The following is a 24,429-nucleotide window of genomic DNA, read 5'->3' on the forward strand; positions in this document are numbered from 1 at the left end:
CTCCTTAACGCACCAGGGTGCCGGTGCGGCGGATCTTGCGCTGCAGCTGCATCAGGCCATAAAGCAGCGCCTCAGCCGTCGGCGGGCAGCCGGGCACATAGACGTCGACCGGCACAACCCGGTCGCAGCCGCGCACCACGGAGTAGCTGTAGTGGTAATAGCCGCCGCCGTTGGCGCAGGAACCCATCGAGATCACGTAGCGCGGCTCGGGCATCTGGTCGTAGACCTTGCGCAAGGCCGGCGCCATCTTGTTGGTCAGGGTGCCCGCGACGATCATCACGTCCGACTGGCGCGGCGAGGCGCGCGGCGCGATGCCGAAACGTTCGGCATCATAACGCGGCATCGAAGTGTGCATCATCTCAACTGCGCAGCAGGCGAGACCAAAGGTCATCCAGTGCAGCGAGCCGGTGCGCGCCCAGTTGATGATGTCCTCAGCCGAGGTGAGCAGGAAACCCTTGTCCTGAAGCTCGGCATTGATGGCCCGGGTGACAACTTCCTTGTCCACGCCCGCCGTGTTGGGTCCGGTCATCACTGCCATTCCAGGGCCCCTTTCTTCCATTCATAGGCAAAGCCGATGGTCAGCACGCCCAGGAACACCATCATCGACCAGAAGCCGAGGTCGCTGATGTCCTTGAAACCGACAGCCCAAGGGAACAGGAAAGCGATTTCCAGGTCGAAAATGATGAAGAGAATCGAGACCAGGTAGAACCGGACATCGAATTTCATGCGGGCATCGTCAAAAGCGTTGAAACCGCATTCATAGGCGCTGACCTTTTCCGGGTCCGGGTTGCGGACCGCCAGGACGACGGCTGCCAGGATAAGGACAATCCCCAAACCTGCCGCGACGGCCAGGAAGACCAGAATAGGCAGGTATTCCCTCAACATCTCTTCCAAGAGCAGCTCCTTTCCCCGGGCGGATTTCCGCGCGGCGTCAATTGGCGTGTTGATTTGGACTGTGCATACCCCCGTGCCCGGGGAGCGTCAACTAAAGCGAGGTTAATCCACAGGGGTTTGGATAGAAAAAGCACTGTTGCAACACAGGGATAATTCCCTAGCGTTTTCATAAGAAAAGCGGCCGCAGAGGGAACTGCAGCCGCCATGAAAACGTGAGTCAGATATGCCGCTTTTCAGCTTTGCCATGCCGGTTTGCGTTTTTCAAAGAACGCCGCGATCCCCTCGCCTGCCTCCGGCCCTTCCCAGCGCTCCACAAGCGCCTTGATTGTATGGTCGATCACGCTGTCATCCAGCCGCGGGCCCAGATCGCGGGCCAGCTTCTTGGCCGCCGCCACCGCCCCGGGAGCACAGTTCAGGTAGGGCGCAACCTCTGCCTCGACTGCCTCACCCAGCTGCTCAGCGGGCACCGCCTTGGCCAGCAAACCCAGCTCCACGGCCTCTGCCGCACCGAACAGGCGCGCCGACATGAACACCCGGCGCGCCTTGGCTTCGCCCATGCGGGCGATGACATAGGGGCCGATGGTGGCGGGAATCAGCCCCAGCTTGGTCTCGGTCAGCCCCATCTTCAGATGATCCGCGCCAATGGCCACATCGCAAACCGACGCCATTCCGACACCTCCGCCGAATGCATTGCCCTGCACCGCGCCGATCAGCGGCTTCGGCAGGGTGTTGAGCGCCATCAGCATCTCCGCCAGCACCCGCGCCTCACGCGCACGGGTTTCGGCATCGGCATCCATCTGCGCCCGCATCCAGGCAAGGTCGCCGCCTGCGCAAAAGCTTTTGCCGGCCCCGGTCAGCACCACCACCCGGACCGTGTCATCCTCGGCCAGCCGCTTTGCCGCCAGGGTCAGTTCCTGCAGCATCTGGCCGGACATGGCGTTGTGCTTCTCGGCCCGGTTCAGGGTCAGGGTGCAGACGCCGCGGGCGTCGGTGTCCAGGGTGATTGTCTCGAACATCTTATGTCTCCGCTGAATTCTTACTGCAGGCCGCGCATGGCCCGGGCGAGTGCTGCGGCCTCTTCCAGCACATCTGCGTTCAGCCCAGTGTTATAGCCCAATTCCGTTAGGCGCTTGTGCACCGCTTCCGTTGCCACATTGCCCGCCGCGCCCGGCGCATAGGGGCAGCCGCCCAAGCCGCCCACGGCCGCATCAAACACCCGCACACCCTGCGCCAGCGACGCCTCGATATTGTCGAGCGCCCGGCCCGCGGTATCGTGGTAGTGGCCTGCCAGCTGTGCCGCGGGCACCCGCGCAGTGACTGCCTTGAGCATCGCAGTGATCGCCTCCGGTGTGCCCTGCCCGATGGTGTCGCCCAGCGAAATCTCGTAACAGCCAAGCGAGAACAGCCGTTCGGCCACCTCTGCCACCTTCTGGGGCGGGGTGGCCCCATCATAGGGGCAGTCGGTCACGCAGGAGACATAACCCCGGACCGGCAGGCCGATCTCCTTGGCGGCCTCCAGGATGGGAAGAAAGCGGGTGATGCTTTCCTCGATGGTGGCATTGATGTTGGCCTTGGAGAACCCTTCGGAAGCCGATGCAAAGACCGCAATCTCATCGGCCTTGGCAGCCACAGCGTCTTCGTAGCCGCGCATGTTGGGAGTGAGCGCCGCATAGCGCACACCGGGGGCGCGGTTGATGCCCGCCAGCACCTCTGCGCTGCCCGCCATCTGCGGCACCCATTTGGGCGACACGAAACTGGCCACTTCGATACGCTTGAACCCGGCGCGGCTCAGGCAGTCGGTCAGCGCCACCTTTTCCGCAACCGGTATCTCGCGCTTTTCATTCTGCAGCCCGTCGCGCGGACCGACCTCGAAGATTTCGGCAAATTCACCCATGGAATGCCCTCCGGCTTCATCTTTCCAAAAATACTCAAACCGCAGCGGGGGCGGCAGGCGTGCCGCCCCGAAACGGGGTCAGGTGTCGTCTTCTTCCAGCCGCACCAGCGCTGCGCCAGCCTCGACCTGGTCGCCGGCAGCAGCCAGAACCTCGGCCACCACGCCGTCGCGGGCCGCCAGCAGCGAGTGCTCCATCTTCATCGCTTCCAGAATGGCCAGCCGGTCGCCCTCCTTCACCGCCTGGCCGGCCTCGGCAAAGACTGCCTTGACCAGACCGGGCATCGGCGCCTCGATCACGTTGCTGTCGCCGCCCGCCGCTGCATCGCGGTCCAGCGGGTCTATCGCGGTGAACTCCAGCCCATAGGCATCATGCACGGTGATCAGCGTTCCCGACTGCGACACCGCGGGCATCCGGCGCTCATCAATGCGCCATTGGCCCTGGCTGCGTTCGGCCACGACGGTTTCGCCATCAATGGTCCAAAGCTGCCGGTCCGGCCCGTCCACCTGCACATCCGCCGTGAACTCCTCGCCCGCATGGGACAGGGTGACAGCCCGGTGCAATGGCGCCCAAAGGGTAAAGCCGGTGTCCACTGCGGCCTCCACCAGATCCAGCGCCACCATGCCGGCCGCCGCCTTGTGGCGCAGCTCCACCACCGGCGCCGCGGTCAGCGCGTCCAGATCGCGAGCAATCAGGCCGGTGTCCACTTCGCCGTTGGCAAAGCCCTCATGCGCCGCCAGTGCGCCGAGGAAGGCCAGGTTGGTAACGGTGCCGCCAACTTGAGTTTCCTCCAGCGCGCGGGCCAGCCGCGACAGCGCCACCTTGCGGGTGGAGCCATGCACGATCACCTTGGAGATCATCGGGTCGTACCAGGGGCTGATGGTGTCCCCTGCCCGCACACCGCTGTCGGCGCGGGCCTCTGCCGGGAAGGACAGATGGGTCAGCGTGCCGGTTGCAGGCAGGAAGCCCTTGGGCACGTCCTCCGCATAAAGCCGCGCCTCAAACGCGTGGCCGGTGATGGTGAGGTCTTCCTGCTTGGCAGGCAGGCTCTCGCCAGAGGCAACACGCAGCTGCCACTCCACCAGATCAACGCCGGTGATTAGCTCCGTCACCGGATGCTCCACCTGCAGGCGGGTGTTCATTTCCATGAACCAGAACCCGTCCGTGCGCAGCCCGTCCGAACCGTCAACGATGAATTCCACCGTGCCCGCGCCCTTGTAGCCGATGGCCTCAGCCGCGCGCACGCCGGCCTGGCCCATCGCCTCACGCATCTCCGCGGTCATGCCCGGCGCGGGGGCTTCCTCGATCACCTTCTGATGGCGGCGCTGCAGGGAGCAGTCCCGCTCAAACAGATGCACGGCTGTTTCGCCGTCGCCAAAAACCTGCACCTCGATGTGGCGCGGCTGCAGGATGTATTTCTCAATCAAGACATCCGGGTTGCCGAAGGCTGTGGTCGCTTCACCTTGCGCGCTTTTCAGGGCATCGGCAAATTCGGCAGGCTTTTCAACCAGCCGCATCCCCTTGCCGCCGCCGCCGGCAACCGCCTTGATCAGCACCGGATAGCCGATCTTCTCCGCCTCGCTCGCCAGGAACTCCGGGTCCTGATTGGTGCCGTGATAGCCCGGCACCACCGGCACGCCGGCCTCCTCCATCAGCGCCTTGGCTGCGTCCTTGAGACCCATCTTGCGGATCGCATCCGCCGAGGGGCCAATAAAGGTCAGGCCCGCGGCCTCCACCGCCTCGACGAATTTCGGGTTTTCCGACAGGAAGCCGTACCCCGGGTGGATCGCCTGGGCGCCGGTTTCCTGGGCCACACGGATGATCTCGTCGCCCTTCAGATAGCTGTCCGCCGGGGCCGGGCCGCCGATATGCACGGCCTCATCCGCCAGTGCCACATGTTTCGAAGCCGCATCGGCATCAGAGTAAACGGCCACGGTCCGCACCCCCATGGCGCGGGCGGTTTCCATCACGCGGCAGGCAATCTCTCCGCGGTTGGCAATCAGGATTTTGTCAAACATGGGAGATCCTCACATCCGGAAGACGCCGAAGCGCGTATCTTCGATCGGGGCGTTCAGCGCGGCGCTCAGCGACAGGGCCAGCACGTCGCGGGATTTGCGCGGGTCGATGATGCCGTCATCCCAGAGGCGGGCGGAGGCATAAAGCGGGTGGCTCTGCTCCTCGAACATCTCGATAGTGGGGCGCTTGAACTCAGCTTCTTCCTCGGTGCTCCAGCTGCCGCCCTGGCGTTCGATGGCGTCGCGTTTCACCGTCGCCAGCACGCCCGCGGCCTGCTCGCCGCCCATCACCGAGATCCGGGAGTTCGGCCAGGTCCACAGGAAGCGCGGGGAATAGGCGCGGCCCGACATGCCGTAGTTGCCGGCACCGAAGGAGCCGCCGACCAGCATCGTCACCTTCGGCACATTGGTGGTCGCCACCGCCGTCACCATCTTGGCGCCGTGACGCGCGATGCCCTCGTTTTCGTACTTCCGGCCGACCATGAAGCCAGTGATGTTCTGCAGGAACACCAGCGGGATCTTGCGCTGGCTGCACAGTTCCACGAAATGCGCGCCTTTCTGGGCGGCTTCCGAGAACAGTACGCCGTTGTTGGCGATGATGCCGATGGGGCAGCCCTTGAGGTGGGCAAAGCCGGTCACAAGAGTTTCGCCGAAGCGCGGCTTGAACTCGTCAAAGCGGGAGCCATCGACCAGCCGTGCGATCACCTCGCGGATGTCATAAGGCGTGCGCAGGTCGCCCGGCACCACGCCGAGGATTTCCTCAGGGTCATAGGCGGGCTCCTCGGGACTGGCCCAGTTCACAGTCAGCGGCTTGGTGATGTTCAGCGACTGCACCGCGCGCCGCGCCAGTGCCAGCGCGTGGGCGTCATCCTCGGCCAGGTAGTCGGCCACGCCTGAGAGGCGCGTGTGCACGTCGCCGCCGCCCAGATCCTCGGCGCTGACAACCTCGCCCGTGGCAGCCTTCACCAGCGGCGGGCCTGCCAGGAAGATGGTGCCCTGCTCCTTCACGATGATGGTGACGTCCGACATGGCCGGCACATAGGCGCCGCCCGCGGTGCAGGATCCCATGACGACAGCGATCTGCGGGATACCCTTGGCCGACATCCGCGCCTGGTTGTAGAAGATGCGCCCGAAATGGTCGCGGTCGGGGAAGACCTCATCCTGGTTGGGCAGGTTGGCACCGCCCGAGTCGACCAGATAGATGCAGGGGAGACGGTTTTCCTCGGCGATCTCCTGCGCGCGCAGGTGTTTCTTGACCGTCATCGGGTAATAGGTGCCGCCCTTCACGGTGGCGTCATTGCAGACCACCATGACCTCCTGCCCGTGCACCCGGCCGATGCCTGCAATCACACCCGCCGAGGGTGCAGCGCCGTCATACATGGCGTGCGCCGCGGTGGCACCGATTTCCAGAAACGGGGAGCCCGGGTCCAGCAGGTTCGCCACCCGGCGGCGCGGCAGCATCTTGCCGCGGCTTTCGTGGCGGGCGCGGGATTTCTCGCCGCCGCCCATGCGCGCGGCCTCAGCCGCCTCGCTGATCTGCGCAAGCGCGTCCAGATGCGCCTCGCGGTTCTGCTTGAAGCCGTCCGAGGAGGGCATCGCCTTGGATGTGAGTTTCATGTCCACTCTCCCATTGTAGGGGTTAGGCTGTGTCCCGTTATACGGGAAATGTCTTTCATTCCGGTTGGGGCAGCGTACGCCGGGTATGCAACACCCTGGATCATTGGCTTGCCTCCCCGTTCATATCCTCACTGCGCATCAGAACTCTTAGTTTGAGCCATTCCGAATGTGTCTCCGAATAGCGGCACACTAATTCGGAAGGCAAATTGGGGTCCGAAATCTTGGTACAATCGGGAGCGTCACCCAAAGCAGGCATGGGCAGGGACAGACCTGCAGGCCCGTTGCCATCAAGAACACTTTTGTCGAAGCCCGGCATCTGGCTAACGATGCGCGCTCCATCCGCCTCCAACCACGCCGCGGCGCTGTCAACGCAGTACTGTAAAGCTTTGTTTTCTTGGCTCATGTTACACATGCGGACGGCCTGCGAGACGCATTGAGTGTCCATGGGAACCGCAAAGCCGACATCGGGGACAAAGCTGGTGCAAGCGCTCAGAAAACCGGCTGTATCAAAAACGGGGGTCTCCTCACCTGCCGCAGTAAGAGGAAAGGACGCGCCCAAAGCGCAAGCACAGGCTGCAACAACGGAAAGGACCGGCTGTTTCATCAGTTCACCTCCCCCGCCGCCTGCGCCTTCAGCTCCTTGCGGATCACCTTGCCGGTCACCGTCATCGGCAGCGCATCCAGGAACGCCACTTCGCGCGGGTAGGAATAATGTGCGAGGCGGTCCTTGACGTAGTCCTGCAGTTCCCTCTCGGAGGCCGCGGCGCCGGGTTTCAGCACCACATAGGCCTTGACGATCTCGGTGCGCAGCTCATCCGGCTTGCCCACCACACCCACGGTCGCCACCGCCGGATGGGTCAGCAAGCAATCCTCGATCTCTGCCGGGCCGATACGGTAGCCGCCGGAGGTGATCACATCATCCTCGCGGCCGACAAAGCGCAGGTAGTCCCCCTCCCAGATGCCGCGGTCGCCGGTTACAAGCCAGTCCTTGCGGAACTTGGCCGCCGTCTCCTCGGGCCGGTTCCAGTATTCCAGCAGCATCGAGGCGGAGCCGCGGCGGATGGCAACATCGCCCTCATCCTCCGTGGGGTCGCCTGCCGCGTCAATTACCGCCAGATCATGCCCCAGCACCGCCTTGCCGATGCAGCCCGGGCGCGGCTCGAAATCGGCGGCACAGGAGGAGGCCACCATGTTGCATTCGGTCTGGCCGTAAAACTCGTTTATGGTCACGCCCAAGCGCCGCCGGCCCCAGGCGAGCATCTCCGCGCCCAGGGGCTCTCCGCCGCTGGCAACGGAACGCAGGCCGTCGAGCCCCTGCCCCGCCGCCTTGAGCATCCGCAGCGCGGTGGGCGGGAAGAAGATGTTGCGGACACCGGCCTTGGCGATCAGATCCGCGCAGGCTTCGGGTGTGAACTTTTCCAGCCGCGCGGCCACCACTGGTACACCCAGTGCCAGACCCGGCATCAGCACGTCGAACAGACCGCCGATCCAGGCCCAGTCCGCAGGGGTCCAGAGCACATCGCCGGGCTGGCCAAGATGGTCGTGGCTGATGGCAACCCCCGGCAGATGGCCGGTCAGCACCCGGTGTCCGTGCAGCGCGCCTTTGGGGCTGCCGGTGGTGCCGGAGGTGTAGATCAGAACAGCAGGGGTTTCCGGGGTGGTGTCGGCGAAAGGCACCGGGCCGCCGTCAATCCCGGCTGTGTCGGCCATCACGGCCTCGGCCAGATCCCCCAGCAGCTCTGCGCCCTCGGCATCGGTGAAAACAAACCGCACGCCCGCGTCGCCGGCGCGCGAGGCCAGCGCATCGTGTTTGAACAGCTTGAACAGCGGCACCGAAATGCCGCCAGCCTTCCACACCGCCAGATGCGCGGCGGCGCACCAGGGCGATTGGCTGAGAAGCACGCCCACGCGGTCGCCCGGCTGGATGCGGGTGAGCAGATAGCGCGCCAGCCCGTCTGTCATTGCCGCCAGTTCGCCATAAGTAATGTCCCGGCGCGCGGGGCCGGTCATGTCGATCAGCGCCACCGCATCATCCGGCTGCGCCAGGCATTGCGCCGCCATGTTGAGATGCTCTGGCATGTCCCAGCTGCCGTCTGCGCGAAACCCCGGAATGTTACGTTCAACATGCATATTTAGACATTCCTGAAACGCATAGCGGCCATGCGGCATTTTGCTGTGTTTTCAACAGGTAGCACCGGACAGTTTTGACTCAGATCAGAGTTTTCAGCCGCCTGCGGGTGCATCACAGCCGGGTAAACACAAGAAAAGGGACGCACCCCATGAAACGCATGGTTTCCGCGCTTGCGCTGACCTCCGCCCTGGCCACAATGGCCGCCCCTGCCCTTGCCCAGGAGCAGGGCGACTGGACCGTTGGCGTTGGTATCGCCAACGTGAATCCGAAGTCCGGCAACGGCACCCTGGCCGGCGCGCTGGCTGACATCGATGACGGCACCGCGCTGTCGCTGACCGTCGAATACTTCTTCCGCGACAACTGGGGTGTCGAGCTGCTGGCGGCCTCGCCGTTTGAGCATGACATCAACCTGAACGGCGCCTACGCGGCCTCGGCCAAGCAGCTGCCGCCGACCCTGTCGGTCAACTACCACTTCCCCACCCAAGGTGTGATCAAGCCGTTCCTCGGCCTTGGCCTGAACTACACCACTTTCTTCGAGGAAGAGACCGCGCTTGGCACGCTCAAGCTGGACGACAGCTTTGGCGTCGCGGTGAACGCCGGTGCCGACTACCAGATCTCCGACAATGGCGCGCTGCGGTTCAACGTCCGCTGGATGGACATCGACACCGACGCAACCCTGAACGGCGCCGGCATCGGCACCGCAGAGATTGACCCGGTTGTCGTGAACTTCGCTTACGTGCACCGCTTCTGATCCTTAGAGGGTCCGGTTACGGCCTGGCGGCTGGCCTCGTGCCGCCGGGCCTGTTTCAGCCCCGCGCGCCCCTTGGGATGCGCGGGTTTTTTGTTTTTACATGGTGCCCATCAGCTCGCGGCCGATCAGCATCCGGCGGATTTCGCTGGTGCCCGCGCCGATCTCCATCAGCTTGGCATCGCGGAAGATGCGGCCCACCGGGTTATCGGACAGGTAGCCCGCACCGCCAAAGGCCTGCACCGCCTGATGGGCCTGAGTCATCGCAACCTCAGACGCGTACAGGCAGCAGGCTGCGGCGTCCTGACGGGTCACGGTGCCCTTGTCGCAGGACTTGGCAACCTCATAGACATAAGCCCGGGCGGTGTTCATCGCCGTGTACATGTCAGCGATCTTGGCCTGCATCAGCTGGAAGTTCCCGATCGGCTGACCGAACTGCTTGCGCTCTTTCATGTAGGGCATCATCTCGTCCATGCAGGCGGCCATGATGCCGGTGCCGATGCCAGCAAGCACAACGCGTTCGTAATCCAAGCCGGACATCAGCACGCGCACGCCCTTGCCCTCTTCGCCCAGGATGTTTTCGAAAGGGACTTCCACGTCCTCGAACACCAGCTCAGCCGTGTTGGAGCCGCGCATACCCAGCTTGTCGAAGTGCTTGGAGGTGGAGAAGCCCTTGAATTCCTTTTCGATCAGGAAGGCTGTGATGCCCTTGGAGCCCGCTTCCGGATCGGTCTTGGCGTAGACCACCAGGGTATCGGCGTCGGGGCCGTTGGTGATCCAGTACTTGTTGCCGTTCAGGCGGAAGTGATCGTTGCGCTTTTCCGCGCGCAGGCTCATCGACACCACGTCGGAGCCCGCGCCCGCCTCGGACATTGCCAGCGCGCCGACGTGTTCGCCGGACAGCAGCCGCGGCAGGTATTTCGCCTTCTGCTCGGCGTTGCCGTTCAGCTTGATCTGGTTGACGCAGAGGTTGGAATGCGCGCCGTAGGACAGCGACACGGACGCGCTGGCACGGGCGATCTCCTCAATCGCGACGGTATGGGCCAGGTAGGACATGCCGGCGCCGCCAAATTCTTCCGGAACAGTGATTCCCAGGAGACCCAGCTCACCCATCTCTTTCCACAGCTCCGCCGGGAATTCGTTCTTCTGGTCGATTTCCTGCGCCATCGGCTTGACGCGCTCCTGCGCCCAGCGGTGAACTACATCGCGCAGCGCGTTCACGTCCTCACCAAGATCGAAAGTCATGCTTGCGTTGAACATCCCGCAGATCCTCCAGGCCAGAGCCGATTATATGAACAGTTGTTCAATTCAATAAAGGAGCCTTCGATTCGGGTCAATGGCGGTCCCGCTGCCCCGGACGCAGCGTCGAAAGCGGAAGACCGGCCGGAACGAGGAGGCACCGTTTTCCGGCACGGAAAACAGAACGGAAAACACGTGTCTTCCGGGCCGGAATTCTCGTAGAATTCCAGTTGGCATTTCAGTGGGTGGGGATCTTTTTCCGCGTGCGGGCGTTAACAGACAGACGCGGAAATCCTGCCCCGCCAGAAATCCAGAGGAGTTTCAAATGACACGAGCAACCCCCGTCCTGGCCGCAGCATTCTGCCTAGCAGGCCTGCCAGCTGCCGCCGAGGAGGTCGGGCAGATCGGTGTCGACTGGGTCGGAAACGACATCATTATTGAAGCCATCGCCGACCCCAAGGTCAAAGGCGTGACCTGTCATATCGCCTATTTCGAGCGCGGGCTGATCGACCGGCTGTCCAAGGGCAACTGGTTCGAGGATCCCTCAAATGCTTCCATCGCCTGCCGCCAGACCGGTCCCATTACTGTGGGCGAAATCGACCGCGGCCGCGATGGCGAGGACGTGTTCCGCGCATCGCGCTCCATTATCCTGAAGTCACTGCGGGTAAAACGGATCTTCGACGAGGCCAACCAGACCCTGATCTATGCCGCCCACGCGGCAGAGCTGACCGACGGGTCGGCCAAGGTCTCGATCTCGACAGTGCCGCTCTATCAGGCGGACTGATAGACGGCAGAGATCTCGGCCCGGATGATGCGGGTGATCTGGGCGCAGTCTTCCAGGCTGAAGGTCAGCGGCACGCGCATGTCGATGATACCCGCCAGGATGCGGTCGCTTTGCGGCAGCCGCGGGGTGTCCGCATAGCGCCAGCTGTCATAGCGGGAGGTGAAGGCAATAGGCTCCGGCGTGCCGAACCACTTCAACTCCACCCCGCGGGCGGCGCAGCGGCGGACAGCCTCCTGCACCGCCTCCTCGGACCAGTCCAGAAGCAGGAACTGGATTGAGGAGCCGACATAGACCTCCCGCGCAGGGCGCTCCACCACCGTCAGGCCGGGCGTGCCGCGCAGGCCCTCCTCCACCGCACGGTAGCGGTCGTTCCAGCGTTCCACCTGCGTATCCAGATCACGCAGCTGCGGCCGCAGGATGGCAGCACGCAGATTGTCCATCCGGCCCGAAATGTTGGGGGTCTCGTATTTCACCCGCTCGAACACCTCAGGTCCCGGCGCAGCCAAGTGGCGGCCATAGAGCATGTAGGAGCCAGACATCATGATGGCGCGGGCGGCGATTTCTTCGTCATCGGTGATGAGCAGCCCGCCCTCGCCCGAGTTCACATGCTTGTAGGTCTGGCAGGAGTAGCAGCCCACCGCACCATGGCGGCCCGACAGCACCCCGTTCCAGGAAGCACCCATGGTATGGGCGCAGTCCTCGATCACGGTGATACCGGCGGCATCGCAGATCTCCATCAGCCGATCCATGTCGCACAGGTGTCCGCGCATGTGCGACAGCATCAGCACCTTGGCCTGGCCCGCCTTAGCCGCCAGATCATCCAAATCAATTGTCAGGTCTTCAGTAACTTCGACAAACACCGGCTCCGCCCCGACAGAGGCAATGGATCCCGGCACCGGCGCCAGGGTGAAGGCGTTGGTCAGCACCTTGTCGCCAGGCTTCACCCCGACAGCGCGCAGCGAGGTTGCCAGCGCATAGCCGCCAGAGGCTACAGCCAGGCAGTATTTCGCCCCCATCTGCGCTGCGAACTCCCGCTCCAGCAGCGCGGTTTCGCCCGCCTCGCCCTCTGCGACGTTATAGCGGTGCAGCCGCCCGCTGCGGAGCACCGCCAGCGCGGCCTCAATGGCGACTTCGGGGATGGGTTCCTGCTGGGTGAATGACCCGGTAAACTTTTCGCTCATGCGGCGTTTGTGAGCCGCGGGCGGCCAGCGGTCAAGGGGGAAGCCGGACAGATGAATATCCCGAAACTAAGTTGCGGGATCACGCAATCAGCCGGTCTGCGACCTCCAGAAGGTCCTCGAACCGGTCGAGCAGCGCCTCCGGCTTCAGCGCGGCCATATCATCGCCCGAGGGACCGAAGGTGACCAGCACCGACGGCACACCGGCATTGGCCGAGGTGGTGCGGTCGGTATCGCTGTCGCCGACCAGCAGGGTACGGGCCGGGTCGCCGCCTGCGCGGCGGGCAGCCTCAAACAGCGGCTCCGGATCGGGTTTGCGCACCGGCAAAGTGTCGGCGCCAACCAGCGAGGCAAAGGCATCCCTGACACCCAGGCTGCGCATCAGCTGGTCCGCCAGCCCTTCCGGCTTGTTGGTGCAGATGCCGACGCCGTAGCCTGCAGTTTTCAGAACCTCCACGGCCTCCATTGCCCCTGGATAGAGCACGGTGTGGTGGTCGATGGCGTCGCGGTAGGCCTCCAGCAGCACCGGATAGAACTCATCAACTGTGGCCTGATCGAACTTGCCTGTCCGCTTCAGGCCGGTTGCCAGCATGTTGCGGCCGCCGCGCAGGGCAACAGCAGCATCCTCCGGCCGGTCCAGAACATCGCCCAGCCCCATCTGCCGGAAACAGGCGTTGGCCGCCGCCAGCAGATCGCCCGAGGTATCCGCCAGCGTGCCGTCCAGATCGAAGATAACCGTTCGCATGTCCTGCCCTTTCGGCACTTTTCCGCCGCCGCATGTTGCAGGCCGCAATCTTGTTTGATGGCGCTATCCCTTGCGCCCCGCCTGTTAGCGGATAAAACGGGAGCGCTAAAAAGACAAAGAGAAAAGCGATTATGAGCATTGCCCTTGTCATCCTGGCGGCCGGAAAAGGCACGCGGATGAACTCCGATCTTCCGAAAGTGCTGCACCCGATTGCCCAGGCGCCGATGCTGGAGCACGCGATGGCCGCGGGCCGCACACTGGCACCGGAGCGCACCATCATCGTGGCGGGCCACGGGGCGGATGAGGTGCGTGCGGCAGTTGCCGAAATCGACGAAGAGGCCGAAGTTGTCCTGCAGGAAGAACAGCTTGGCACCGCCCATGCGGTCGATCAGGCCCGCACTGCGCTGAACGGGTTCGCGGGCGATGTGGTTGTGCTTTATGGCGACACGCCCTTTGTCAGCGCCGAAACACTGGAGCGCATGGTGGAGGCCCGCCAGCGTGCCGACCTGGTGGTGCTGGGGTTCGAGGCCGCCGACCCGGGCCGCTATGGCCGCCTGGTGATGGACGGCGACTGCCTGGAGAAGATTGTCGAGTTCAAGGACGCCACTGAGGCAGAGCGCGCGATTTCCTTCTGCAACTCCGGCCTGATGGCGGGCAAGGCCAGCGCGATGTTCGATCTGATTGCCAAGGTCGGCAATGAAAACGCATCGGGCGAATACTACCTGACCGATCTGGTGGAACTGGCCCGGCGCGAGGGTCTGAACGTCACCGCCGTGTCCTGCGATGAGGCGGAAACGCTCGGCGTCAACTCGCGCGCCGAGCTGGCGCAGGCGGATGCGCTGTTTCAGGCGCAGGCGCGGGAAGACCTGATGGAGCTGGGTGTCACCCTGATGGCGCCGGAAACCGTCTATCTGGCCTTTGACACTTTCATCGGCCGCGACACCGTGATCGAACCTAACGTGGTGTTCGGCCCCGGCGTCACCGTGGAAAGCGGCGCGCTTATCCGGGCGTTTTCGCATCTGGAGGGCTGCCACGTCAGCCGCGGCGCCAAGGTCGGGCCGTATGCACGCCTGCGCCCCGGTGCGGAGCTGGCGGAAAACACCCACATCGGAAACTTCGTCGAGATCAAGAACGCCGAGATTGCCGAGGGCGCCAAGGTCAATCACCTCAGCTACATCGGCGATGCCTCTGTCGGCGAGGCCACGAATATTGGCGCAGGCACGATTACCTGCAACTATGACGGGGTGATGAAGCACCGCACCGAGATCGGCGCCCGCGCCTTCATCGGGTCGAACACCATGCTGGTGGCTCCGGTCCGGGTCGGCAACGAGGCGATGACCGCAACCGGCGCAGTGGTGACCAAGAATGTGGAAGACGGCGACCTGGCCATTGCCCGCGCCGAACAGAGCAACAAACCGGGCCGTGCGCGCAAGCTGATGGATATGCTGCGCGCCAAGAAGGCCCGCCTGCAGAAGGGAGCCAAGTGATGTGCGGAATTGTCGGCGTACTGGGCAATCACGAGGCCGCCCCGATCCTGGTCGAGGCGCTGAAACGGCTGGAGTACCGCGGTTATGACAGCGCTGGGATCGCCACGGTGAACAACGGCGCCCTGCGCCGCCGCCGTGCAGTGGGCAAACTGGTGAACCTTTCCGACCTTCTGGTGCACGAACCGCTGGCCGGCAAGGCTGGCATTGGCCACACCCGCTGGGCCACCCATGGCGCGCCGTCTGTCAGCAACGCCCACCCCCACCGCGCCGGTTCCGTCGCAGTGGTGCACAACGGCATTATCGAGAACTACAAGGAACTCCGCGCAGAGCTTCTGAACTGCGGCATGGAGTTCCGCACCGAGACCGATACCGAAACCGTCGCCCTGATGACGGAGCGCTACTTGAAAGAGGGGTACACCCCCGTCGATGCCGCCTTCAAAACGCTGGACCAGTTGGAGGGCGCCTTTGCCCTGGCCTTCCTGTTTGATGGCGAAGAGGACCTGATCGTCGCCGCCCGCAAGGGCTCGCCGCTGGCAATCGGCCATGGCGACGGCGAGATGTTCGTGGGCTCCGACGCCATCGCATTGGCGCCGCTGACCGACCGGATCACCTATCTGGAAGAAGGCGACCGGGCTGTTGTCACCCGCGCAGGCGCCGAAATCCGCAATGCCCATGGCGAGTTGGTGAACCGCGAAACCAAGACCATCCAGATCGACTCCTCGCAGGTCGACAAGGGCGGACACAAGCATTTCATGGCCAAGGAAATCGCCGAGCAGCCGCATGTGATTGCTGAGGCGATCCGTCATTACCTGCCGGTCGAGGAAAACGCCGTGCGCCTGCCCGGCGAAGGCGTGGATTTTTCGCAAGTCGAGCGGCTGACCATGGTTGCCTGCGGCACCGCATTCTATGCCTGCCTCACCGCCAAATACTGGTTCGAGCAAATCGCCCGCCTGCCGGTCGAGGTCGATATCGCCTCTGAGTTCCGCTACCGCGAACCGCCGATCCCCGGCAAAACGCTGGCGCTGTTCGTGTCGCAATCGGGTGAGACTGCCGACACTCTGGCCGCGCTGCGCTACTGCCAGGAGAAGGCGGACAAGATCCTGTCGGTGGTGAACGTCCCCGAAAGCTCCATCGCGCGTGAAAGCGATCTGGCGCTGCCGATCTTTGCCGGGCCGGAAATCGGCGTCGCCTCCACCAAGGCGTTCACCTGCCAGCTGACGGTGCTGCTGGCGCTGGCGCTCAAGGCCGCTTGCGACCGCGGGCATCTGACTGCCGATGAAATGGCGGAGTACGCCACCGCAATCCGCGGGTTGCCCAATGTGCTGTCCTCAGCGCTGGAGCAGAACGAGGCGATCCGCCTAGCGGCGCAGAAGGTCAGCGAAGCCCGTGACGTCTTGTTCCTGGGCCGCGGCCTGATGTTCCCGCTGGCGCTGGAAGGCGCCTTGAAGCTGAAGGAAATCAGCTACATCCACGCCGAAGCTTATGCCTCCGGCGAGCTGAAGCACGGCCCCATCGCGCTTATCGACAAGAACATGCCGGTGGTGGTGCTGACGCCCAAGGACTCGCTGTTCGACAAGTCCGTGTCCAACATGCAGGAAGTACTGGCCCGCAAGGGCAAGGTGCTGATGATCTCCGATCAGGGCGGCATTGACGAAGCCGGCGACGACGTCTGGTGCGCGATCCGGATGCCAAAGGTCAAAGAGGCGCTGTCACCGATCTTATATGCCATTCCGGCGCAGCTCCTAGCCTATCACACGGCGGTTGCCAAAGGCACCGATGTGGACCAGCCGCGCAACCTGGCGAAATCGGTGACGGTGGAGTGAGCCATGGCCAAGCAGTTTCCGCAGATCGACGACGCCCACCGCAAGTTCATTGAAGAGCAGCACATGTTCTTCACCGGTTCGGCCGGACCGGAGGGGCGCGTGAACATCTCCCCCAAGGGAATGGACTCGCTACGGGTACTGGGGCCGGACCGGATTGTCTGGATGAACCTGACCGGCAGCGGCAATGAAACCGCGGGCCACCTCATGGAGGTGAACCGGATGACCCTGATGTGGTGCTCCTTCACCACCCGCCCGATGATCCTGCGCACCTATGGCACCGCCAAGGTTCTGCATGCCGGGGACAACGGCTGGGAAGACCTCGCCGCCCTGTTTCCTGCCCACCGCAGCGCCCGGCAGATCTTTGATGTTTCGGTCGATCTGGTGCAGACTTCCTGCGGCTATGCGGTGCCTTTCATGGAATACCAGTCCGACCGCGACACCATGCAGAAATGGGTGGACGGGAAGTCGGACGCGGAAATCCGCGCCTATTGGGCGGAGAAGAACCAGTCTACCATCGACGGCAAGCCGACCGGCGTGCCGGTGTAAAGCGGCGAACCGGGAAAATGCTGGAAACCTATCTTGATGCGCTCAAAGCCCAGGCCGAACCCGGCCGGGCAGAGCAAATGGCGGCCTATCACAAGCAGGCGCGCGAAGTTCTGGGGGTGCCGAACCCGGCCACCAACAACCTGACCAAATCCTGGCGTCAGTCCCTAAGCGTGGCGGAGCGCGTCGATCTGGCCCGCGCCCTGTGGCACACCGACATCTTCGAGGCCCGCATCGCCGCGGGCAAGCTGCTCACACAAGCGCGGATCAAGGAGGATCAGGCGGTCTGGGAGCTGCTGCAGTCCTGGGTGCCGCAGTTTGACAGCTGGGCGATTGCCGACCATGCCTGCTCTGCCATTTCTAAACGGCTGCTGGCGGATCCGGCGCGTCTGGACGCGGTAGAAAGCTGGTGCCAATCGGACCACATGTGGACCCGCCGCGCGGCGCTGGTCGCAACCCTGCCCTGGGCCAAGATGAACAATCTGAAGCCCGCTGATCAACAAGCCCGCGAACGCATCCTGGGCTGGGCCGCAGCTTATGTGCCCGACCGCGACTGGTTCATGCAGAAAGCAGTGGCTTGGTGGCTGCGCGACCTCAGTAAGCACGACGCAGACCGCACCCGCGCGTTCCTGGCGGAACATGGGCAAGACATGAAGGGGTTTGCCCGCAAGGAAGCGGCGAAATACCTGAAAGATATCTAGGCCAGCAAAAGGTCCCGCCCGGCACCCGCCGGGCAGCGCCCGCCCCGCCGAAGCAAGCGGGCGCTTTCCCTATTGATTAGAGGCTCAACCTGCGGGGGGCAGCACCTGCACCTCAGCCAGTTCTGTCAGCGGCAGGCCCAGCGCCCGCATTGCGCCAATCGACAGGCGGCTGCCGCCGGAAGCCTCGCCCGGGATCGGTTTCAGCGTCAACACCACTTGGGTATTTCGGTTGGAACGGATCAGCGCCTGCTGCTCTGCTGCCACCAGCGGCGTTTCCATCCACAACCCCGGCAGCGACGGATCGCCCAGCGAGGCCACTGTGGTGGCGGAACCGAGGAACGAAGGCGCGGAAGGCGACGTTGGCGCCAGCGGCTCCGCCGGAGCAACATCAACGCCAGGTGAGGGCTGCAGCACCGGGTCCTGCGGCTCAGCCGCCGCTGGTCCGCCGGAACCGTTCAGAATGGAGGAATTCAGCTGGATCCCGTTACAGGCCGCCAGCAGGGAAATCGAAGCAAGGGAAATGACTGTCATACGCATGAGGCGACCCTAGCCAGCTGCGAAACTCTTTGCCAGTCACAAATGCCGTCTCCCCCTTGCCGCGGGCGGTGCCCCGCTTTACCTAGGAGGCATGACGGCTCCGCTTATTGATCCCTTCGCCCGCGCAATCACTTACCTGCGCGTCTCGGTCACCGACCGCTGCGATTTCCGCTGCGTTTACTGCATGTCGGAAAACATGACCTTTTTGCCCAAGAAGGATCTGCTGACGCTGGAGGAACTGGACCGCCTCTGCTCCACCTTCATCCGGCTGGGCGTCGAGAAGCTGCGGATCACCGGCGGCGAGCCATTGGTGCGGCGCGGCATCATGACCTTCTTCCAGTCGATGAGCCGCCATCTGGACACCGGCGCCCTCAAGGAGCTGACGCTGACCACCAACGGCTCGCAGCTGGTGAAGTACGCAGATGATCTCTATGCCGCAGGGGTGCGCCGGGTGAATATCTCGCTCGACACGCTGGACGAACAGAAGTTTGCCGATGTCACCCGCTGGGGCCGCCTGCCCCAAGTGATGAAGGGCATCGATGCGGCGCAGAAAGCAGGCCTCAAGGTCAAGATCAACGCGGTGGCGCTTAAGGGCTTCAACGAAGAGGAACTGCCCCGCATCACCGAATGGTGCGCCGGACGCGGCCTCGACCTCACCTGGATCGAGGTGATGCCGATGGGCGAGGATATCGGCGCCATGGAGCGCATCGGACAGTACTGGTCGCTGAAGGATGTGCGCAAGGAATACGAAAGCCACTACACCGTCACCGATCTGGCCGAACGCACCGGCGGCCCGGCCCGTTATGTGCGGCTGGAGGAAACCGGCCAGAAGATCGGTTTCATCACCCCGCTGTCCCATAATTTCTGCGAAAGCTGCAACCGGGTGCGGGTGACCTGCACCGGCGAGATCTACACCTGCCTCGGCCAGGAGGGCAAATCCGACCTGCGGGCGCCCCTGCGCGCCAATGAGGAAGGCGCCGGCGTGCTGGAGGCTGCGATCCGCGCCGCCATCGGCGACAAGCCCCGCGGCCATGATTTTGATTATTCGCGGCAAGAGGCCGGCGGCCAGATGTCCCGCCACATGAGCCATACCGGCGGCTGACATGCCCGGGACCGCTCCAGCGCAACGGACGCTGCTCTACTCCCTGTACTGCGGCGTCAGCGCGCTGATTGCCCCCCTCGCCTGGCGCAAGGTCGCGGGCAAGCTGCGCGACTACGGCCTGCCAGAGGAACGGGTGCGTGAACGCCTCGGCCACGCCTCCCTGCCCCGCCCGGCCGGGCAGCTGATCTGGTTTCATGCGGCTTCGGTCGGCGAAAGCCTGTCGGTGCTGACCCTGATTGCCCGTTTGGGCGAACAGATGCCGGATGCGGAGTTCCTGATCACCTCCGGCACCCCCACCTCGGCTGAGCTGATCGCCAAGCGGATGCCGCCGCGCTGCCGCCACCAATTCCCGCCGCTGGACACCGCCGCCGCCGTGGACCGCTTCCTGGCCCATTGGAAACCTGATCTGGGGGTATTTGTCGAAAGCGAGCTGTGGCCGCAGATGCTGGTGCGCGCCCGCAAGACCGGCTGCCCGCTGGTGCTGCTGAACGCGCGCCTCTCGGACAAATCGGTGCAGGGCTGGACAAAGCGCCCGGATACCGCGCGGTATATCCTCGACCAGTTCACTCTGCTGGTGACCCAGAACCAGAAAACCGCCGCCAACCTGCAGGCGATGGGCGCCGCACCGGAGCGCATCCGCCCCGGCAGCAATCTCAAGGCCGTTTCCGCGCCGCTGCCGGTGGATCAGGACACCCTCGCCAAGGTGCGCAGCAGCATTGGCGAGCGGCCTGTCTGGGTCGCCTCCTCGACTCATGAAGGCGAAGAGGAAACCGTGCTGGACGCCTATAAGGCGCTGCTGAAACAGCACCCGGACCTCTGCCTGCTGCTCGCCCCCCGCCACCCGGAACGCGGCGATGCGGTTGAAACGCTGATCAAGGACACGGGCCTCAGCTGCGCTCGGCGCAGCAAGGGCGTGCTGCCCGGCACCCAAACCCAGGTCTTTCTGGCAGACACGCTGGGCGAGGTCGGCACATGGTACGCGCTCTGCCCGCTGGTGTTCCTGGGCGGCTCCTTGCGCGAAATCGGCGGCCACAACCCGTTTGAACCGATGCAGGCAGGTGCGGCGGTGATCACCGGCACGGGACACTACAATTTCGCCGAGACCTATGCCGAACTGTCCGCCCTAGGTGCCGCGGCAGAAGTGCGCTCAGCGGCGGAACTATCAGATCAGGTTGCCAAATGGCTGGAGCAGCCGGAGGTCTTTCAGGCCGCCCGTGAAGCCGCCGGGCAATTCATATCCCGCCAATCGGATCAACTGGACAAGACGGTGGACGCCCTGCTGGCACTGCTGTCCGATAGGAGGCCGTGATGGCACAAGTTGACGCCAAAAAAATCGAAGTCATTGCGCCGAACTTCAAGCGCCGCCTGTCCGGCGTCACCTCCACTATCGTGCGACTGGTGCCGCTGCAGCGCCAGCAGATCGCCATCGCCACCGCGGGCAGTGGCCTGCCGGGGGACATGCCGCATCTGTCGGTGTCCCAGCTCATCCTGATGAACCGCAACGGCCCCGCAGGCGCCCGCGTCTGGCACGCCCGCCGCAATCTGGAAATGCTAGGCGGCCTGGCGCTGAAATACCTGCTGGGCAAGCGGCTGAAACTCTTGTTCACTTCCGCCTCGCAGCGCCATCACTCCGGCTACACCAAGTGGCTGATCTCGCAGATGGACCGGGTAATTGCCACCTCCGCCAAAGGCGCGGCTTACCTGGAGAAACCTGCGCAGGTGGTGCACCACGGGATCAACACCGAAGAGTTCGCTCCACCTGCTGACAAGGCGGCGCTGCGCCGCGAACTGGGCCTGCCGGAGGATGCGATCCTGATCGGCTGCTACGGCCGTATCCGGGCGCAGAAAGGCACTGATGTTTTCGTCGACGCCATGCTGGAGGTGCTGAAAGCACACCCCAAGGCGGTTGGCATCGTGATGGGCCGCGCCACCGAAAAACACGTTGCTTTCGAGAAGGAACTGCGCGCCAAGGTGGAAGCCTCTGGCCTATCGGACCGCCTGCTGTTCCCGCCGGAAGTGCCGGTTTGGGAGGTGTCCCGCTGGTATCAGGCGCTGGACCTCTACGTGGCGCCGCAGCGATGGGAGGGGTTCGGCCTCACCCCGCTCGAAGCGATGTCCTGCGGCGTGCCTGCGGTAGCCACCCGCGTCGGTGCTTTTGAGGAACTGATTGCGCCAGGGGAAACCGGCCTGCTGATCGACCCGGGCGAAACCACCCAGATGGTGGACGCGATCAACGAGGTGCTGTCTACCGAAGGCCGGCTGGCGCGATGGTCAGAGGCCGCGCGCAAACACGCCATGACCAACTTCGCGCTGGAGAAAGAAGCGGAAACGCTCGTCACTATCTACCGCGAATTGCTGGAGCACTGACGCCCGCCGCCGCTTCTTTCTGGTCAAAAATATTCTCGGGGGTGAATTGAGCCGCAGGTTCAAGAGGGGGCAGACAGCCCCCTCTCCAATATCATTCAGGCAGCCGGCATCCGCTGTTCAACGATCTCCGCCCACCAGCTGCAGCCTGCAGGAATGGCGTCGTCGTTGAAGTTGTACTCCGGGTGATGCACCATCGCGGTGTCGCCGTTGCCCATCAGGATATAGGCGCCGGGGCGCTCTTCCAGCATGAAGGCAAAGTCTTCGCCGCCCATCACCAGCGGCGCATCCCCGCAGGAGCCGGACACGCTGGCGGCCACTTTGGCGGCAAACTCGGTCTGCTCCTCGTGGTTCACCATCACCGGATAGCCGCGGTGATAGGTGATGTCCGCGGTGCCGCCAAAGGTCGCGGCAATGCCGGTGCAAACCTCGTTGATGCGCTTTTCTGCCAGATCGCGCATCTCCCGCGACATGGTGCGCACGGTACCCTTGATCTGCACCTTCTGCGGGATCACGTTGAACGCCTTGGAGGAGGTCTCGAAGGAGGTCACGGATACCACGATCTGATGCACCGGATCGGCATTGCGCGAGGCGATGGTCTGCAGCGCCAGCACGGCCTGGGCCGCCAGAACGGTGGTGTCGATGGTCTCATGCGGCTTGGCAGCGTGGCCGCCGCGGCCCTCAAAGGTGATGTCGAACTGGTCGGTCGCGGCAAAGAAGGATCCCGGACGGATGGCAAAGGAGCCCAGCGGCTGGCCCGGCCAGTTGTGCAGGCCGTAAACCTCCTGCACGCCCCAGCGGTCCATCAGACCATCGTCGCACATTACCTTGGCACCGCCGCCGCCTTCCTCAGCCGGCTGGAAGATCACCACCACGGTGCCGTCGAAATTGCGGGTTTCCGACAGGTACTTGGCAGCGCCCAGCAGCATCGCGGTATGGCCGTCATGGCCGCAGGCATGCATCGCGCCGGGGGTCTTGGAGGCATAGTCCAGACCGGTCTGCTCATGGATCGGCAGCGCGTCCATGTCGGCGCGCAGGCCGATCACCTTGCCGGAGGTGTCCGCCTTGCCCTTGATGACGCCCACCACGCCGGTGCGGCCGATGCCGGTCACCACCTCGTCGCAGCCGAACTCCTGCAGCTTCTCCGCCACCAGCGCGCTGGTGCGGTGGGTTTCGAACAGGATTTCCGGGTTTTCGTGGATGTCACGGCGCCAGGCGGTGATTTCATCCTGCAGTTCGGCAAAGCGGTTCTTGACCGGCATTTCTCACTCCTTTGGTTGTCTTTTCCCGCAGCCTCAGGCCGCGGGCATTCTTCGTTCCACCAGCTCGGCAAACCAGCTGCATCCCAGCGGGATCGCTTCGTCGTCAAAGACATAAGCCGGGTGGTGGCACATCTGGGTGTCGCCGTTGCCGAGGAAGATATATGCGCCGGGGCGCTGCTCCAGCATGTAGGAGAAATCCTCGGACGGCATGATCGGCGGGGTCTCGGCATCGACCTTTGCAGAGACCGCCTGCGCCGCCTCCACTGCATGTGCAGTGCCGTTTTCATCATTGATTGTAACGGGATAGCCAGGAACCCATTCGACATCAGCCGTGGCTCCAAACGCGGCAGCAGTGCTTTCGGCAACCCGGCGCACCCATTCCTCGGCCTGGGTGCGGTACTCGGGATCCAGCGTACGCACAGTGCCCTGCAGCTTGGCGGTGTGAGCAATCACGTTCGACGCTGTGCTGTCGGTTTCAAAGGTGCCGACGGTCAGCACCACGCGTTTGATCGGGTCCACGTTGCGCGACACGATCGAGTGCAGCGAGACCACGATCTGGGAGGCAACTAGCGTCGTATCAATCGCCTCGTGCGGGGCCGCGGCGTGGCCGCCCTTGCCGGTGACGGTGATGATGAATTCATCCGAGGACGCCATCAATGGACCCGGACGGATGGCAAATTCGCCCACCGGAAGGCCGGGCATGTTGTGCAGGCCATAGACCTCCTGGATGCCCCAGCGGTCCATCAGGCCGTCGTCACACATCGCCTTGCCGCCCGCGCCGCCTTCTTCGGCCGGCTGGAAGATCAGCACAGCCTTACCGTCGAAATTCCGTGTCTCTGCAAGGTACTTAGCCGCGCCCAGCAGGATCGAGGTGTGGCCGTCGTGGCCGCAGGCGTGCATCACGCCGGGCGTCTTGGAGGCATAGTCCACGCCGGAGGCCTCGGGGATTGGCAGCGCGTCCATGTCGGCGCGCAGGCCGATGGCGCGGCCTGAGGTGTTGGTCTTGCCTTCGATCACCGCGACCACGCCGGTCTGGCCGACGCCGGTGGTGATATCGGTGATGCCGAACTCCTTGAGCCGCTCCACCACAAAGGCAGCGGTTTCATGCACCTCGTACATCAGTTCGGGGTTCTCGTGCAGGTGATGGCGCCAGGCTGTGATCTCCTGGTGCATCTCGGCAAAGCGGTTCTTGGCCGGCATTTTCCCCTCCCCTTTACTGTTTCAGGTTCCGTTGCGGCAAACTGTCCGCGAAAAAACTTAGCTTCGCAAGTATCCGGCCCCGCCGGGACGTGGCGGAACGCGCCAGAGCGGGGGTGCCATGCGTGCACCCCCTGTGCACCGTCTGTGCACCACCTGATACACCTTCA

The 24,429-nt window shown here is 63.9% G+C and carries 23 protein-coding genes; 9 read left to right on the forward strand and 14 right to left on the reverse strand.

Going from position 1 to position 24,429, the window contains the following annotated elements:
* Positions 1-4: 4 nt before the first annotated feature.
* The 8 genes from GC1_RS13115 to GC1_RS13150 form a co-directional block, all read right to left on the reverse strand.
* The gene (locus GC1_RS13115; RefSeq protein WP_019295997.1) at positions 5-538 is read right to left on the reverse strand and encodes a NuoB/complex I 20 kDa subunit family protein; all 534 of its coding nucleotides are present in this window, start codon (positions 536-538) and stop codon (positions 5-7) included.
* The gene (locus GC1_RS13120) at positions 529-894 is read right to left on the reverse strand and encodes an NADH-quinone oxidoreductase subunit A (protein WP_019295998.1); all 366 of its coding nucleotides are present in this window, start codon (positions 892-894) and stop codon (positions 529-531) included. Before GC1_RS13120 ends, GC1_RS13115 begins: the two co-directional genes overlap by 10 nt.
* Before the next feature lie 233 nt (positions 895-1,127).
* Complete coding sequence (locus tag GC1_RS13125; RefSeq protein ID WP_019295999.1) at positions 1,128-1,910, reverse strand: crotonase/enoyl-CoA hydratase family protein; 783 nt, start codon at positions 1,908-1,910, stop codon at positions 1,128-1,130.
* 20 nt (positions 1,911-1,930) lie between these two features.
* Positions 1,931-2,788: a hydroxymethylglutaryl-CoA lyase gene (locus tag GC1_RS13130; protein ID WP_019296000.1), complete on the reverse strand. Its 858-nt coding sequence runs from the start codon at positions 2,786-2,788 to the stop codon at positions 1,931-1,933.
* 78 nt (positions 2,789-2,866) lie between these two features.
* Complete coding sequence (locus tag GC1_RS13135; protein WP_019296001.1) at positions 2,867-4,804, reverse strand: acetyl-CoA carboxylase biotin carboxylase subunit; 1,938 nt, start codon at positions 4,802-4,804, stop codon at positions 2,867-2,869.
* Positions 4,805-4,813: 9 nt separating this feature from the next.
* Positions 4,814-6,418 (reverse strand): carboxyl transferase domain-containing protein, encoded by a 1,605-nt coding sequence (locus GC1_RS13140; protein ID WP_019296002.1) that lies wholly within the window; start codon positions 6,416-6,418, stop codon positions 4,814-4,816.
* Positions 6,419-6,518: 100 nt separating this feature from the next.
* A complete protein-coding gene (locus GC1_RS13145; protein ID WP_019296003.1) occupies positions 6,519-7,022 on the reverse strand; it encodes a hypothetical protein in 504 nt (167 codons plus the stop codon).
* Positions 7,022-8,548: an AMP-binding protein gene (locus GC1_RS13150; protein ID WP_029204799.1), complete on the reverse strand. Its 1,527-nt coding sequence runs from the start codon at positions 8,546-8,548 to the stop codon at positions 7,022-7,024. Before GC1_RS13150 ends, GC1_RS13145 begins: the two co-directional genes overlap by 1 nt.
* A gap of 149 nt (positions 8,549-8,697) precedes the next feature.
* Between GC1_RS13150 and GC1_RS13155 the strand changes: the two genes are divergently transcribed.
* Complete coding sequence (locus GC1_RS13155) at positions 8,698-9,300, forward strand: OmpW/AlkL family protein (RefSeq protein ID WP_019296005.1); 603 nt, start codon at positions 8,698-8,700, stop codon at positions 9,298-9,300.
* A gap of 96 nt (positions 9,301-9,396) precedes the next feature.
* On the opposite strand, the gene GC1_RS13160 is transcribed toward GC1_RS13155, so the two are convergent.
* Positions 9,397-10,557, reverse strand: a complete 1,161-nt coding sequence (locus GC1_RS13160) for an isovaleryl-CoA dehydrogenase (protein WP_019296006.1) — start codon at positions 10,555-10,557, stop codon at positions 9,397-9,399.
* 304 nt (positions 10,558-10,861) lie between these two features.
* Here GC1_RS13160 and GC1_RS13165 point away from each other — a divergent pair, with 304 nt between their 5' ends.
* Positions 10,862-11,320 (forward strand): CreA family protein, encoded by a 459-nt coding sequence (locus GC1_RS13165; protein WP_019296007.1) that lies wholly within the window; start codon positions 10,862-10,864, stop codon positions 11,318-11,320.
* Here GC1_RS13165 and GC1_RS13170 read toward each other — a convergent pair.
* On the reverse strand, positions 11,308-12,501 hold the full coding sequence (locus tag GC1_RS13170) for a DegT/DnrJ/EryC1/StrS family aminotransferase (protein WP_019296008.1): 1,194 nt from the start codon (positions 12,499-12,501) through the stop codon (positions 11,308-11,310). The genes GC1_RS13165 and GC1_RS13170 overlap by 13 nt on opposite strands.
* Positions 12,502-12,580: 79 nt before the next feature.
* Entirely contained in the window at positions 12,581-13,243 is a 663-nt protein-coding gene (locus GC1_RS13175; protein ID WP_019296009.1) for an HAD-IA family hydrolase, read from the reverse strand.
* A gap of 131 nt (positions 13,244-13,374) precedes the next feature.
* On the opposite strand from GC1_RS13175, the gene glmU reads away from it, so the two are divergent.
* The 4 genes from glmU to GC1_RS13195 are packed head-to-tail and all read left to right on the forward strand — an operon-like array spanning position 13,375 to position 17,797.
* Positions 13,375-14,730, forward strand: a complete 1,356-nt coding sequence (glmU, locus tag GC1_RS13180) for a bifunctional UDP-N-acetylglucosamine diphosphorylase/glucosamine-1-phosphate N-acetyltransferase GlmU (protein WP_019296010.1) — start codon at positions 13,375-13,377, stop codon at positions 14,728-14,730.
* Positions 14,730-16,553, forward strand: coding sequence for a glutamine--fructose-6-phosphate transaminase (isomerizing) (gene glmS / locus GC1_RS13185; RefSeq protein ID WP_019296011.1), 1,824 nt, complete (start codon positions 14,730-14,732; stop codon positions 16,551-16,553). The genes glmU and glmS overlap by 1 nt, the downstream gene beginning before the upstream one ends.
* 3 nt (positions 16,554-16,556) lie before the next feature.
* A complete protein-coding gene (locus GC1_RS13190) occupies positions 16,557-17,099 on the forward strand; it encodes a pyridoxamine 5'-phosphate oxidase family protein (protein WP_019296012.1) in 543 nt (180 codons plus the stop codon).
* 17 nt (positions 17,100-17,116) lie between these two features.
* Positions 17,117-17,797, forward strand: a complete 681-nt coding sequence (locus tag GC1_RS13195; protein WP_019296013.1) for a DNA alkylation repair protein — start codon at positions 17,117-17,119, stop codon at positions 17,795-17,797.
* Between the two features lie 84 nt (positions 17,798-17,881).
* Here the strand turns inward: GC1_RS13195 and GC1_RS13200 are convergent, their stop codons facing one another.
* Entirely contained in the window at positions 17,882-18,334 is a 453-nt protein-coding gene (locus GC1_RS13200) for a hypothetical protein (protein ID WP_019296014.1), read from the reverse strand.
* Between the two features lie 91 nt (positions 18,335-18,425).
* On the opposite strand from GC1_RS13200, the gene moaA reads away from it, so the two are divergent.
* From moaA to GC1_RS13215, 3 genes are read left to right on the forward strand one after another with little or no spacing between them, the layout of a single operon-like run.
* Entirely contained in the window at positions 18,426-19,436 is a 1,011-nt protein-coding gene (moaA, locus tag GC1_RS13205; RefSeq protein ID WP_019296015.1) for a GTP 3',8-cyclase MoaA, read from the forward strand.
* 1 nt (position 19,437) lies between these two features.
* Positions 19,438-20,745: a 3-deoxy-D-manno-octulosonic acid transferase gene (locus GC1_RS13210; protein ID WP_019296016.1), complete on the forward strand. Its 1,308-nt coding sequence runs from the start codon at positions 19,438-19,440 to the stop codon at positions 20,743-20,745.
* Positions 20,745-21,803 carry a glycosyltransferase family 4 protein gene (locus GC1_RS13215; protein ID WP_019296017.1) on the forward strand — a complete coding sequence of 353 codons (1,059 nt, stop codon included), beginning with the start codon at positions 20,745-20,747 and terminating at the stop codon, positions 21,801-21,803. Before GC1_RS13210 ends, GC1_RS13215 begins: the two co-directional genes overlap by 1 nt.
* A gap of 95 nt (positions 21,804-21,898) precedes the next feature.
* Here GC1_RS13215 and GC1_RS13220 read toward each other — a convergent pair whose 3' ends face one another.
* Together GC1_RS13220 and GC1_RS13225 are read right to left on the reverse strand one after the other, a co-directional pair.
* The gene (locus GC1_RS13220) at positions 21,899-23,062 is read right to left on the reverse strand and encodes a M20 aminoacylase family protein (RefSeq protein ID WP_019296018.1); all 1,164 of its coding nucleotides are present in this window, start codon (positions 23,060-23,062) and stop codon (positions 21,899-21,901) included.
* A 33-nt stretch (positions 23,063-23,095) separates the two neighbouring features.
* Complete coding sequence (locus tag GC1_RS13225; RefSeq protein ID WP_019296019.1) at positions 23,096-24,262, reverse strand: M20 aminoacylase family protein; 1,167 nt, start codon at positions 24,260-24,262, stop codon at positions 23,096-23,098.
* Between the last annotated feature and the right edge of the window lie 167 nt (positions 24,263-24,429).

Origin of the sequence: Leisingera sp. ANG1, assembly GCF_000203975.2 — a bacterium.
Taxonomy (GTDB): domain Bacteria; phylum Pseudomonadota; class Alphaproteobacteria; order Rhodobacterales; family Rhodobacteraceae; genus Leisingera.

Coding starts and splice junctions, on each gene's coding strand:
- GC1_RS13115 (WP_019295997.1), bottom strand. CDS start 538: ATGGCAGTGATGACCGGACCCAACACGGCGGGCGTGGACAAGGAAGTT.
- GC1_RS13125 (WP_019295999.1), bottom strand. CDS start 1,910: ATGTTCGAGACAATCACCCTGGACACCGACGCCCGCGGCGTCTGCACC.
- GC1_RS13130 (WP_019296000.1), bottom strand. CDS start 2,788: ATGGGTGAATTTGCCGAAATCTTCGAGGTCGGTCCGCGCGACGGGCTG.
- GC1_RS13135 (WP_019296001.1), bottom strand. CDS start 4,804: ATGTTTGACAAAATCCTGATTGCCAACCGCGGAGAGATTGCCTGCCGC.
- GC1_RS13140 (WP_019296002.1), bottom strand. CDS start 6,418: ATGAAACTCACATCCAAGGCGATGCCCTCCTCGGACGGCTTCAAGCAG.
- GC1_RS13145 (WP_019296003.1), bottom strand. CDS start 7,022: ATGAAACAGCCGGTCCTTTCCGTTGTTGCAGCCTGTGCTTGCGCTTTG.
- GC1_RS13150 (WP_029204799.1), bottom strand. CDS start 8,548: ATGCATGTTGAACGTAACATTCCGGGGTTTCGCGCAGACGGCAGCTGG.
- GC1_RS13155 (WP_019296005.1), top strand. CDS start 8,698: ATGAAACGCATGGTTTCCGCGCTTGCGCTGACCTCCGCCCTGGCCACA.
- GC1_RS13160 (WP_019296006.1), bottom strand. CDS start 10,557: ATGTTCAACGCAAGCATGACTTTCGATCTTGGTGAGGACGTGAACGCG.
- GC1_RS13165 (WP_019296007.1), top strand. CDS start 10,862: ATGACACGAGCAACCCCCGTCCTGGCCGCAGCATTCTGCCTAGCAGGC.
- GC1_RS13170 (WP_019296008.1), bottom strand. CDS start 12,501: ATGAGCGAAAAGTTTACCGGGTCATTCACCCAGCAGGAACCCATCCCC.
- GC1_RS13175 (WP_019296009.1), bottom strand. CDS start 13,243: ATGCGAACGGTTATCTTCGATCTGGACGGCACGCTGGCGGATACCTCG.
- glmU (WP_019296010.1), top strand. CDS start 13,375: ATGAGCATTGCCCTTGTCATCCTGGCGGCCGGAAAAGGCACGCGGATG.
- glmS (WP_019296011.1), top strand. CDS start 14,730: ATGTGCGGAATTGTCGGCGTACTGGGCAATCACGAGGCCGCCCCGATC.
- GC1_RS13190 (WP_019296012.1), top strand. CDS start 16,557: ATGGCCAAGCAGTTTCCGCAGATCGACGACGCCCACCGCAAGTTCATT.
- GC1_RS13195 (WP_019296013.1), top strand. CDS start 17,117: ATGCTGGAAACCTATCTTGATGCGCTCAAAGCCCAGGCCGAACCCGGC.
- GC1_RS13200 (WP_019296014.1), bottom strand. CDS start 18,334: ATGCGTATGACAGTCATTTCCCTTGCTTCGATTTCCCTGCTGGCGGCC.
- moaA (WP_019296015.1), top strand. CDS start 18,426: ATGACGGCTCCGCTTATTGATCCCTTCGCCCGCGCAATCACTTACCTG.
- GC1_RS13210 (WP_019296016.1), top strand. CDS start 19,438: ATGCCCGGGACCGCTCCAGCGCAACGGACGCTGCTCTACTCCCTGTAC.
- GC1_RS13215 (WP_019296017.1), top strand. CDS start 20,745: ATGGCACAAGTTGACGCCAAAAAAATCGAAGTCATTGCGCCGAACTTC.
- GC1_RS13220 (WP_019296018.1), bottom strand. CDS start 23,062: ATGCCGGTCAAGAACCGCTTTGCCGAACTGCAGGATGAAATCACCGCC.
- GC1_RS13225 (WP_019296019.1), bottom strand. CDS start 24,262: ATGCCGGCCAAGAACCGCTTTGCCGAGATGCACCAGGAGATCACAGCC.